Here is an 11,840-nt window from a genome sequence, read left to right as displayed (position 1 = left end):
AAAGTTAGCGTATGGGCAAGGAAGCACTCTTTCTTGGGAGCGTCTATACTGTATTAAACTCAATATCAGTAAGTAACCTCTCTAACATGTCGAGTTTAATCGGTTTTGTGATATGAAAATCAAAACCAGCTTCTTTGGCGCGGTGCTTATCTTTTTCCAAACCCCAACCCGTAAGTGCGGCTAAAATAATATGTTTCCCCCAAGGTTGTTTTCGGATTTCCTTTGCCACATCATAACCGTTAAGTTGCGGCATGCCGATATCCATTAGAATTAAATCCGGATGAAATGTGCTCGCGGTGTCTATTGCATCTAAACCGTTATATGCAATCTTTATTGTATGGCCCATGAGTTCTAACAATAAAGTCAGGCTGGTTGTTATATCAATATTGTCATCTACAACAAGGATACGACGACAATTTGTATAGTTTATTGATTTATTAGTGCATTTTTTGTATTAACCAGAACTGAAACGATTGGTATCCGGACAATAAACTGAATTTTACCATGACTGATTGGCTAAGATCCAAGAGATCTCCAATGAGACGAGCCATTTGCACAACTTGCCGCTCCATAATGTCCTGTGTTTTTTCAACAATGTGAGCATTATTTTTTGCAAGCCGCATAATCTCTAAGGCATTGAAAAGAGGGACGAGCGGGTTACGTAATTCATGGGCAAGTTATTTTAAATTTAGCAAGAAATAGCATCGAAGCAATGCGAGAGGAAACCAATCTCGCTCCTAAGTTAACGATGCACACAAAAAAATATAACCGGGTATATTGAAATTCATATCCGAGATAATGGTCCAGGCATTACTCCAGAGTTTAGAGACAGAATTTTACATTCATATTTCACTACTAAACCTCAGGGCACTGGTTTAGGGCTTACTATGTGTCGAAATTTTGTTGAAGCATGTGGAGGAACACTGTATGTAAAAGATAGTGAGGTGGGTGCTTGGTTTATTTTTACTTTACCCAAGTAATCAAGTTGGTCGCCCATGCCTTTTATACAAGTCAAAATGAATTATCTGTGTTTTAGATATTCATGCAAATAGGGTCAAATTATCCGAAATTTGAAGGGAATTTTTTTAATTGACCTTCTTGGGGTCACTATATGTCAAGTGCACTTGCCCGTCTTGAGAAACGAAAAAGCTACGGGCACGGTGGTTTTGAATTTGATACTTCTTCTTCGATTACTTTAGTAGATGATTTAAAACGGCGAGACTTGACAATTAATGCGATGGCGTTCCCACTTGAGCAGGAGAAAATGGGTGAGTTAATTGATCCTTACAATGGGAAGTTTGATTTAGAACACCGTATACTCCGACATATATCGCCTGCATTTGTTGAAGATCCTCTACGATTAATACGTACGGCGCGCTTTGCTGCTTGTCTAGGTTTTGACGTAGCTTCAGAAACAATGGAGCTTATGGAGCAAATGGTTCGTGAAAACAAAATCAGCGAACTCAGCAACGAGAGAATTTGGAACGAAATGGAACGGGCATTTATGGGGCCTCATCCAGAAAAATTTTTCAATGTGTTAAAAAAATGCAACGCGGATCGTATTTTATTTCCTTATGTAAAAATACCGGGCCCTGGTATCAAGGCCATGCAACGAGCCGCTGATTATAAGAACTCAGCACCGGTACGTTTTGCTGCATTGATGCTTGAGCTGACTCAAGAAGAAATAACTAAATTTTGTAAACAATTTAATGTATCCAACCAATATCGTGACTTGGCTTTATTAACAATTAAAAATCTGTCACAGTTCCAACGGTTATCTGAGTTAGAGGCACCAGAGTTATTGAATTTATTGACAAATATGGGGGCCTTTCAAAACAAGGAACGTTTCAACGATTGCTTGCATGTCTTTGAACTTTATACCCAAGAATCGAGCTATATTGAAAAAATACGTCATGCTTTTCATGCAGTTACATCAATTAACACTAAAGAGCTCGCTTCGAAATATATAGGGCATGAGATCACCAGAAGAATTAAAATAGTACGTACTGAAGCAATTCAACAATCCATGAATTGTGAGTTAGATGGCGATGGTTTGGATATTTGCAGCTTGAATAAATAAAAAAGTCCTAAACCTGCTATTTTAATCTATTTTTGTTTTGATTCCGATCTAATTGCTCTGGATAAAAACAATGCCATGCAATTTAAATTGATTTTGATGATTTTCAACATGAGGTTGGCGATAATTAAGTAAAAATTTTAGGATGGATGGATGCCACTAGCTGTTCTTATTCTCTTAATGGTTTTAGTTGCTATTGCTTTGCGACATCTTGTTAAAATGACCGTCCCTATCTGGGGGCTCATGACGATAGGTGCTGTAGCATCCATTTTATTTCAACAAATATCTCCACTGCATGCACTTTCTGCTATTGAACCTGATGTGATGTTTTATTTGTTTGGAATGTTTTTGATTTGCCAAGCAGCAGAAGAAAGTGGTTATCTGGAACGTATAACGGATCGTATTTTTTTTCATGCGATAACAGGAAAACATGCTTTATTAATTATTGTTTTTGTTCTTGGGTTCAGCGCTGCTTTATTGATGAATGACACTATTGCTATTGTGGGTACGCCTATTATTTTGCAATTATGCAAATCACAAAAGCATGTAACAAAACCGCTACTCTTTGCTTTAGCATTTGCGATTACAATTGGTAGTGTCATAAGTCCGATAGGCAATCCACAAAACTTACTTATTGCTGTAAAGGGCGGGTTGTCCTCTCCATTTCTGGATTTTATTAAGCCGCTGATTATTCCGACTGTAATCAATCTTATTGTGACTTATTTCTTTATTTATTTTATTTATAAGCACACGCTAAACAAACCGATAGAAAAGCCAGTTCCAGGCCCAATTAATCATTATCCGATGATAATACTTGTGAAAATAAGTTTGGTACTTATGTTGTTTTTAGTATTCGCTAAAATAATTACTGATATGATGCACACCTCTTTACGTATCAATTTTAGTTATATTGCTGTCATTGCTGCGTTACCGATTTTATTCTGCAAACAACGTTGGTTTTTATTAAAACAGCTGGATTGGGGAACGTTACTCTTTTTTGCAAGTACATTTATACTAATACAAAGCGTGTGGGATAGCGGTTTTTTTCAAACTACGATAAATCAATTTCACATAACGGTGACACAAGTCCCGGTAATTGTATTTATTAGTGTAATTCTTAGTCAATTTATTTCCAATGTTCCTTTAGTCGCCTTGTATTTGCCCTTATTAATGAATCATCATGCGGCTGATTCTCAGTATCTTGCGCTAGCAGCAGGAAGTACCATTGCAGGCAATTTATCGATACTAGGGGCGGCAAGTAATGTCATTATTATACAAAATATGGAAAAACGAGGGATGAAAGGATTTGGATTTTTTGAATTTATAAAAGTTGGTGTTCCACTAACTGCAATGAACATGTTAATTTATACTTGTTTTCTTTGACGATGTATTATGAAAAAGAAATTAAATTTTATGATTTTTTATCTCGGGTACTTTCACCGAGTAATTGTGATGCAATACGCTCTGCAATCCTAACAAAAAACTTGAGCTCTTGTTTGATTGCATTGTACTATCAATCGCTTAATGTAGCTTGCTTCAAATTAAGGAATTTAACATGATAAAAAGGATATTGTTGATAGGTATAGCTTTTTTCTTATTCTACGGACCATCGAGTTGGGCTGAAAACAAGAGCTCAATTATCCGTCCTGGAAATTTTTTTAAAGTTTCCACTTACGTCGATACATTAACCGTCACTACTGTGACACCGAATTGGACTTACCCTAAAGCTGGAATTAAAATACTGACCCCGGGATATACTGTGGCTCATATTAATCCAACTAATAATGGTTATTATCTTTTTTCTGTTAGTGACATAGTGCCAGCGAAGCTTACTCTTTCAGGCCCACCCGGGACAGTAAGTGCCCAATTGTGTTTAAGCGGCGTTGGCAAAGGCTCTAGTTGTGAGCTTCAGACGATTACTGTCACGAAACAAAAATATGCATACGTGGCATCAGGTTTCAATCAGATTGTATATAAATGTCAGGTAAACTCCGATGGGACCTTGAGCAGATGTGAGTCGGCGCATTCTCCAGGAGTACCGAGTTGGATCCCTGAGTCTATAGCTTTTGCAACTGTGAATGGTATTCAATATGCTTATGTTGCTTCCTGGCCAAATGGCGTCGTCTATCAATGCACTTTAAATTCAGAAGGTTCATTTGATATGTGTAATGCGTTAACGCCAACAGGGACTTTTTATTCCTATGCAGCAGGAATAACCTTTGCAACAATTAATGGTATCCAGTACGCATACGTATCCGACGATGTTGCAAATGTATATCAATGTACTTTAAATAACGATGGGACGTTTAATACCTGCATTCCAACGCCAACTGCTTCCACACTTGGCTGGATACCTGTATCTACAACTTTTGCGACCATAGGTGGGACTCAATATGCTTATGTAGCGAGTGATAATGGCAATCTATATCAATGCAGTTTAAATTTCGGTGGCTTAACCAATGGTACCTTTAACACGTGTACTATTATTACGCCAGCTTCTGGCTCCCCTAATTGGTTACCTAAATCAGTAACTTTTGCGACATTTGGTGCGAATGCATATGCGTATGTTTCTGATGATAACGGTGATGTATTTCGGTGCAGTTTAAATTCTGATGGAACATTTAATCAATGTTCAGAAACACCAGGTGCTGGAGTACTTGATTGGAGCCCGAGAACCGTCGCTTTTGAAACCTTTGGCGGCACCCAATATGCTTATGTGGCAGATTATGGTACTGCAACTTCTTTATTTGGTGATATCTATCAATGCACTTTAAGTGCTGAAGGCAAATTCACCAGTTGTGTTCCTACTCCGGTGTTTGGGGTGGTTCCTTGGGTTAACTTATGGTGGGTGGCATTTAATTAAATGGAGCCTGCATTTTAATAAACTGAGCATTCGTTCCCCGGGTGATCCCCGGGGCTACTTTGTGCCGTTCACGGCTATTCTCTTTCGCTCACAAAGGCAAATAAAAATAAATGTAACAGGGTAACTGTTCCCCTTCGCTTGATGTCTCCATGTTGTAGGATCAAGTGCTGATTCTAACTCGAGGCGAATACGCTGCGAGAGTTAGGGTGTGATTTTAGCAGTTACTTAAGACTAAACTTTCTATAAATGGAGTTCCATATGAAAAAAGTAGTGGGTTGTATGCTCTTTTTAAGTACATTTTCTTCATGGGCTATCACTCGTGGCATCAATTACGATCCCGCACACAGCAAAGTCTACACAGATGCGCAGATACAAAATAATATTCAGACTATGAAAAGTGAAATGACGAGAGATTTTCAAACGGCCAAGAATAATGGATTTACTGTTGTTAAAACATTTTATTCCATCGTTTCGACCGTAAATGGACAAAATACTGCCACTATGGCTGATATAGCTTGTCCTATGGGTATAAAATTACTGTTAGGCGTTTATGAATTTGATCCCGCACAGGATAACTGCTCCACTTGGTGTGATACTGCTAGAGCACAACAAGTTCAAGCTGCCATTGACAGTTTCAATAAATACGGTAGTAATTGCATTATTGGGATTGTTGTAGGTAATGAAGATATTTACAACTGGAATTTCACTACCCCGAATGACCTGGTACAACAGCATATTTCTAGCGATCTTTCTACGATTAGAGCAAGCTTAGGCTCCTCGGCTCTGCTTTCCACTGCGCAGCAAGATGGAGCTCTTTTAAAGCTCGCTCAGTCTCCTGCTTCTACATATGACCCCTATGGAATCATTCCAAAATTAGATTTTGTAGGCGCCAACATTTATCCTTATTGGTCACCAGAACAACCCGCCTTTCCAGAGCCATCAGAATCACAATTTTATAACAGATATAATGCTGTTAAAGCTGCCTATGCCCAAACCGTGGTCGTCACTGAAGAAGGATGGCCGAGTCAGTATAATGCAGGACAAAATCCTAATGCTTCGTTATCCAATGAACAAGGCTATTATACCTGGTGGCAAAATAGAGCTACTGGTGCTGGCGGTACGACGATGGATACATTTGATTCCTATTATTTCGCTTTATACGACAAACAACCGCTTAATGGAGACGCGAATAACTTTTTTGGATTATGTACTTACAATAGAGGAAATAAAATCCTCACTGCATGTAATTAAAGTTGTCCCATAACAAGGTACACTACGTGACTTAAGAGGCTTGTGTCGTCCTCGCGAGAGCGGGGACCCATGGTTGGTGGCAGCGTAATGCTTGTATCAAAATGGATTTCCGTTTGCACGAAAATGACAAAGTCCTCAAGTCTATGACAATGGTGCTCAGGAAACACGAAGTACTATCGAAATTTTGGTAACACGTACTATTTTCCTAGAAGAAAGGGGCACAACATTATAAGATGTAGTTATGACTAGCTGCTCAATTCTTTGGATAAAAATGATTTCAATGTTTGCAATCCCCAACTGTGATACCGTAAAAAAAGCCCGTCTCTTCCTGGAGAAAAATAAAATTGACTATGAGTTTGTCGATTTCAAAAAAATTCCCCCTACGAAGGAACAAATCAAAGCATGGAGTGATTATTTTGGTGAGCTTCCTATCAACAAAAACGGAATGACGTACCGAAAATATAAAGATCATTATGAAGCATTAAGTCTTCCAGAAAAAATAGACTTTATTATCACAAATTCCTCGCTCATCAAACGACCGGTGTTAATGGAACATGGTAAAACAGTGGCTGTAGGCTTTAATGAAGAACAATATAAAGAACTCTTTGTGACGATCTGAGTTTGACTCGTGTGGAATATTGGCCACAGAATTTGCTAGTGGCCTTCTCCATTTGCAGGTTCTATGAACCAGCAAACTGAAAAATAATATGCTAGGTTTATAATTTATGTTGTTGCAACCAATATTCAAGCAGACCCACTTGCCACAATTTAGAGATTCCCGAAGGAGTAAAATTTTTTGTGGAATGAGTAAATAGGTTTTGAATTGCTTGGGAATTAAAAATTCCTCTTTGCTTTATCTTGTCAGGAGAAAGTACGTCACGCATCAGTTCCAAGGTACTCCCCTCTAAATATTTTAATGCTGGAACGGGAAAATATCCTTTAGGGCGATCTACAATTTGTTTCGGTAGGATTTTCTTTCCCAGTTTTTTCAAAATGTATTTACCTCCCTGAGGCAATTTAAATTGAATGGGTAAAGAAGTCGCGAGTCCAAGCATTTTTTCATCCAAAAAAGGAACTCTTGCTTCAAGGCTTGCTGCCATGGTCATATTATCAACCCGGCTTAACGGTCCATTGGCTAATGCAAAGGTACTTTCATATTTAAGGAGATTATCAACTGGGTTTTTAGAGTTATTATTTTCACAAAGTTTGATTAAAAAATCAGAGGCATGAAATGTTGTTTGAAAATCAAGGGTTATGAGTTGCTGATATTCTTTAAAAGAGCGATCAGCTACTTTGTTAAAAATAATTTGTGCTGATTGTGAGGGTAATGTTGGATTTAAGTGTATATTTTGAAACCAATGATATCCCGCAAAAATCTCGTCTGCACCTTGGCCTGACAGAACCACTTTAACATGTTTGGCAACTTCCTGAGAAAGAAGATAAAAACCAATATTGTCATGGCTTAGCATGGGCTCTGACATTGCAGAAATACAATTTCCCAAAGAGCAAGCTAATTGTTTATTTGAAATAAACAGTTGCTGATGTTGGGTATTGAACTTTGAAGCAACGAGTTTCGAATATAAAAATTCATCTCCTTGTTCCTCTTTCGAGCTATCAAATCCAATAGAAAATGTTTGAATTTTTTGATGTCCCAGTTTGGAAGCCATAGCAACCAGTAATGAAGAGTCCAATCCTCCTGAAAGTAAAATTCCCACGGGGACATCTGCAGCTAATTGGCGCTGAGTTGCTGATTTTAACGCTTCATAAGTTTCTTTTACCCAATAGTTTTCATCATGATAATGATCGGCTTTTGTATTATCAAAGGTTAATTCCCAGTAACGTTTTTCTGTGATTTGACCCTCAGGAGAGACAGTCATTATAGATCCTGGAGGAAGCTTTTTTACACCGGATAAAATGGTCAATGGTTCAGGAACAGCGTGAAACATGAGGTAATAATGAAGCGCAATTTTATCGATCGAGGTATCGATATTACCAAATTCCATTAAAGCAGGTAAGGTAGAGGCGAATTTGAAACCATGATTTACATCTGCGCTGTAATAAAGGGGTTTAATACCTAGACGATCTCGTGCAAGTATTAAATTCCCTGTATCTTGTTCCCAGATTGCAAAAGCAAACATACCACTCAAGCGATGAACACATTCTTTTCCCCATGCATGATAGGCCTTCAGAAGTACTTCCGTATCACTATTTGAATCAAATGAGTATCCTTTCGATTTTAAAACGTCGCGTAATGCTACAAAATTATAAATAGATCCATTAAATACAAGCGCCAACCCTAATTCCGAATTGACCATGGGCTGCATGCCGCGATTAGAGAGATCAAATATTTTCAATCGCCTGTGTCCCAGTGCCATATTTTTAGTAAGATATATTTGGCCATCATCAGGTCCTCGGTTAAGCTGTTTCAACAAAGCCTTTTCTAGATTAAAAAGAGGAATGTTTTTTTTATTGAATTGAAACTCCCCAGCAATACCACACATAGACCCTCCCTTTTTATAATTTTGCAGTTAATGGGTTAGATTTATCGATTAAGGTAACATTTGATTTTAATGGTTTAAAAAATAACAGGCGCGGTTGACCACCAAACTTGGTAAATTCTTCGGGTTCCATCTGTTTTAGTGTTTTTTGTAAAATTCTTTTTGAGCCTTCATTTGAGGGATGAACTGTAGCCGCAATTTCTTTAATGTCTTTTTCTAAAGTATCACTAGCGCTCTCAGAGATAATATGTTTAATAAACTTTTTTCCTAAAATTGCAATTTCAGTTCCATAACCTTTTCCCCAAAATGCCTCATCAAGGATATAAGCAATTTCCGCGACATTTTGATGGCCTATGCCTATATTGGCGAAATCGGTTAAAGAATGTTTTATATGGAGGTAACCGATAAATTCTTGAGTATTCGAATGGTAAATGGAAAATACAGAAAATTTATTACCCGAATTCCAACATTCAGTTTTTTCTTGTATAAATTCTTTTATGGTAGCGGACTGCCAAATTTTTCCTTCACCAAACAGGTTTATATTTTCAGGGTTCTCTAAAAGTTGGGTATATTTATCGATTAAAAAACCTTCTTCATCTTGGTTAAGAGAACGGGCCTCCAATCTGTTTGAGTAAATTGTATATTGATTTAACTTGCTTTTAATGAGTATATTCCCCAACTTGTTTGAGGTATAGGTTATTTGCTTCATCGATGTATTCCCCGACTAGTTTTTAGTGAGAGTCTCTAAGGACAGGTACTCATTGATTCGTGTTTGTATAGAGGTTTTTGCAGTAAGAATTCACTGATGTTGTGTTTCACAATATCTTTAATACAATGATTATGAGAAAATACCTTGCGTTGGCGATCGGAACTGGTACCAGAGTCCATGATAAGCTCAAGGTTAGAAAAATAAGTTTGATAGCCTAATCTTTTAATGTATGGGCTTAGTTTTTCAATCCATTCATTGATATCCTCGCGCATTAATTTCGTTTTGCCTTCCGTATTCATTAATAGCTCAGCATCTAAGCCATAACGAATCGCTCTCCATTTGTTTTCACGAGAAAGCCAATAAGGGGGATAAGCTACTGATTCAAGCCAGCTTCCATTATCAGCAAACCAATGGGCAAGAGCATGAACCAAGGCAACTAGGGCGAGAGTTTCTGATAAGGTTGCTGCACCATCACAAACACGAATTTCTAGTGTCCCAAAACCAGGGCTTGGTCTTAAATCCCACCATAAATCTTTAAGGGAGTTAATTGAGCCGCATAACTTTAATGTTTTATACAGATTTTCAAAGTCTTGCCAGGTTTTTACTTGATAGGGCTGTCCTGCTGTTGGGAGTGCCTCATAAGTGGTTGGTCTATATGAGGCAAGTCCTGTATCTATTCCTTGCCAAAAGGGAGAACTTGAAGAAAGGGCTAATAAATGAGGCAAAAAATACATAAAAAAATTGTTAAACCGAATACAATCTTCGCCGCTAGACATCCCGAGATGAATATGTAATCCATAGACACTCATGCGTCGTGTAAGCCATTGATTGCGATCAATAAGCTCTTGATAACGGGCTGTTGGGGAAACAATCCAATCAGAGTATTTAGAAAATGGGTGAGAGCCTGTTGTTGCAAATAGGACTCCTAATTCCTTTGTTGCAAGTTGAAGTGAAGCAAGTGTTTTATGAAGATCCTCTTCCACTTCCTGAACAGCAATACACTTATCGGTATTTACTTCTATAGTACTCAAATAAAATTCAGGCTTAATTTTTCAAGATGTGCTGTCGCATTTAGCACCTCGGTGGCTCTTGAGCATAGGTTGTAGTCTTTAGCATTAATGAGCTGGAGCTCAATTTCTACGCCTAGCGTTAAAACCCCATTACTTTTAAAATAAATTTCTCCTCTCTCAGAGAGGCATGTCACTTGGGACGTATTTTTAGTTAAATTTAAAAGGTTATTACGTTGATTATCCATTTGATAATCCTCCTTTGTTAATCATCTCGGAGAGTGTTAGTAATTGGTGTATTGAACGTTTTTTCAATACTATTTTTGAGGATATTGCAACAGCTATATTGACTAGTTAGATACTTCAAATAACACTCTAAATAATTTCCATTCAAATTATTTGTATAGAAATTATTTTTTATGGTAACGGTTATATTGTTTCTTTTCAACCGTAACTTTAGCGAAAAGAGTAATCATAATGTGAGGATAGAAGCTAATTAGCCGAAGAATGCAGAGGAGGCGCGGCCTTGCGAGGCAGTATTCGGTGTCGCAAAACAATTAAAATTTGTTGGGCTATTCGGCGCTCAATACTCTGTTACTGCCGATAATTCTTGTTCTTGTAAATTGTTTATTGCCCAGTTATTTAGAAATAAAAGCACTTCTTCTGGGCATTCTAATCCAAGAGAATTGCTTCTTTTTAAGCCTTCACCTAAGCTTGCATTATGAATAGAGAATATACTTTGGTTTAAATAGTTTTTGGCTTTGATACAGGCATTAACGGATGCGCTAATTGCTGATTTTGCGCGACTAAAGTTGCCAGATTTTTGTTCCCATACTGCATAGCGAAAAAAAGCTTCAGCGAGCATCATGTAAGCATAACTACCATATTGGTTTAAGTTTGTTTTACAAAGATTAATTGCTTCGATTAAAATTTTTCCATGTTCAGTGTGAGAACCGATTGTATCTAATTTTTGATATAAAAATTGAATGTAACGCTGGTTTGCATGAATTGATTCAAACTTCATTGCTTGATTTAACCAGTAAAGCTCCAGGGTAGAAAACGCTTTTTCTTTTGCATCGAATGCTTGTTGCGAAAGATGAAAATAATAGGCCCCACGCAACAGCATGAAATGGTTGACTCTCTCTTCATCATGAGCAAAAAAAGCTTTAGCACAAGGTTTATCTTTAGTAATTATTAGTCCTAACGCGGAGTAAAGTTGTTTCCACAGGGTATCATACTCACTTTTCTCACAAACAGTGACAAAACGAACAGAAAATTTAGCGATTTTCACAATAAAAGAGAGTGAGGTAAGCGTCACTTGAGAGAAAAATTCTTGTTCATTAAAATTGTTGCTGTCTAAAGAAGAAATGAAAATTTGGTCAGCAAGATTAGGCTGAGGTTGTAGATCAGGTGGCACTATCTCAACGGAACATCG

At 37.6% G+C, this 11,840-nt stretch carries 13 protein-coding genes; 6 read left to right on the top strand and 7 right to left on the bottom strand.

Features of this window, described 5'->3' with window-relative positions; genetic code table 11:
- Positions 1–43: 43 nt before the first annotated feature.
- Together EL220_RS16450 and EL220_RS19825 are read right to left on the bottom strand one after the other, a co-directional pair.
- Positions 44–346 carry a response regulator gene (locus tag EL220_RS16450; RefSeq protein WP_051544805.1) on the bottom strand — a complete coding sequence of 101 codons (303 nt, stop codon included), beginning with the start codon at positions 344–346 and terminating at the stop codon, positions 44–46.
- Between the two features lie 91 nt (positions 347–437).
- Positions 438–623, bottom strand: a complete 186-nt coding sequence (locus tag EL220_RS19825; protein WP_027272588.1) for a hypothetical protein — start codon at positions 621–623, stop codon at positions 438–440.
- A gap of 141 nt (positions 624–764) precedes the next feature.
- On the opposite strand from EL220_RS19825, the gene EL220_RS19325 reads away from it, so the two are divergent.
- From EL220_RS19325 to EL220_RS16415, 6 genes are all read left to right on the top strand, one after another.
- The gene (locus tag EL220_RS19325) at positions 765–980 is read left to right on the top strand and encodes a HAMP domain-containing sensor histidine kinase (protein WP_330987948.1); all 216 of its coding nucleotides are present in this window, start codon (positions 765–767) and stop codon (positions 978–980) included.
- Between the two features lie 131 nt (positions 981–1,111).
- On the top strand, positions 1,112–2,080 hold the full coding sequence (locus EL220_RS16435) for a CCA tRNA nucleotidyltransferase (RefSeq protein ID WP_081779111.1): 969 nt from the start codon (positions 1,112–1,114) through the stop codon (positions 2,078–2,080).
- A gap of 150 nt (positions 2,081–2,230) precedes the next feature.
- Positions 2,231–3,460 (top strand): anion transporter, encoded by a 1,230-nt coding sequence (locus tag EL220_RS16430; RefSeq protein WP_027272589.1) that lies wholly within the window; start codon positions 2,231–2,233, stop codon positions 3,458–3,460.
- 172 nt (positions 3,461–3,632) lie between these two features.
- Positions 3,633–4,940 (top strand): hypothetical protein, encoded by a 1,308-nt coding sequence (locus EL220_RS16425; RefSeq protein ID WP_027272590.1) that lies wholly within the window; start codon positions 3,633–3,635, stop codon positions 4,938–4,940.
- Positions 4,941–5,198: 258 nt separating this feature from the next.
- Entirely contained in the window at positions 5,199–6,191 is a 993-nt protein-coding gene (locus EL220_RS16420; RefSeq protein ID WP_027272591.1) for a glycoside hydrolase family 17 protein, read from the top strand.
- 271 nt (positions 6,192–6,462) lie between these two features.
- Positions 6,463–6,810, top strand: a complete 348-nt coding sequence (locus EL220_RS16415) for an arsenate reductase family protein (RefSeq protein ID WP_027272592.1) — start codon at positions 6,463–6,465, stop codon at positions 6,808–6,810.
- Positions 6,811–6,907: 97 nt separating this feature from the next.
- On the opposite strand, the gene EL220_RS16410 is transcribed toward EL220_RS16415, so the two are convergent.
- The 5 genes from EL220_RS16410 to EL220_RS16395 form a co-directional block, all read right to left on the bottom strand.
- Positions 6,908–8,692, bottom strand: a complete 1,785-nt coding sequence (locus tag EL220_RS16410; RefSeq protein ID WP_027272593.1) for an N-acetylglutaminylglutamine amidotransferase — start codon at positions 8,690–8,692, stop codon at positions 6,908–6,910.
- A 13-nt stretch (positions 8,693–8,705) separates the two neighbouring features.
- Positions 8,706–9,398: a GNAT family N-acetyltransferase gene (locus EL220_RS16405; protein WP_027272594.1), complete on the bottom strand. Its 693-nt coding sequence runs from the start codon at positions 9,396–9,398 to the stop codon at positions 8,706–8,708.
- 35 nt (positions 9,399–9,433) lie between these two features.
- The gene (locus EL220_RS16400) at positions 9,434–10,429 is read right to left on the bottom strand and encodes a carboxylate-amine ligase (protein ID WP_232002515.1); all 996 of its coding nucleotides are present in this window, start codon (positions 10,427–10,429) and stop codon (positions 9,434–9,436) included.
- On the bottom strand, positions 10,426–10,653 hold the full coding sequence (locus EL220_RS19320) for a hypothetical protein (RefSeq protein ID WP_232002514.1): 228 nt from the start codon (positions 10,651–10,653) through the stop codon (positions 10,426–10,428). Before EL220_RS19320 ends, EL220_RS16400 begins: the two co-directional genes overlap by 4 nt.
- A 335-nt stretch (positions 10,654–10,988) precedes the next feature.
- Positions 10,989–11,822, bottom strand: a complete 834-nt coding sequence (locus EL220_RS16395; RefSeq protein WP_269147473.1) for a DUF5630 domain-containing protein — start codon at positions 11,820–11,822, stop codon at positions 10,989–10,991.
- Positions 11,823–11,840 lie beyond the last annotated feature (18 nt).

The sequence above is a fragment of the Legionella sainthelensi genome (assembly GCF_900637685.1).
Classification (GTDB): domain Bacteria; phylum Pseudomonadota; class Gammaproteobacteria; order Legionellales; family Legionellaceae; genus Legionella; species Legionella sainthelensi.
This window is presented reverse-complemented; position numbering and strand designations above follow the sequence as displayed.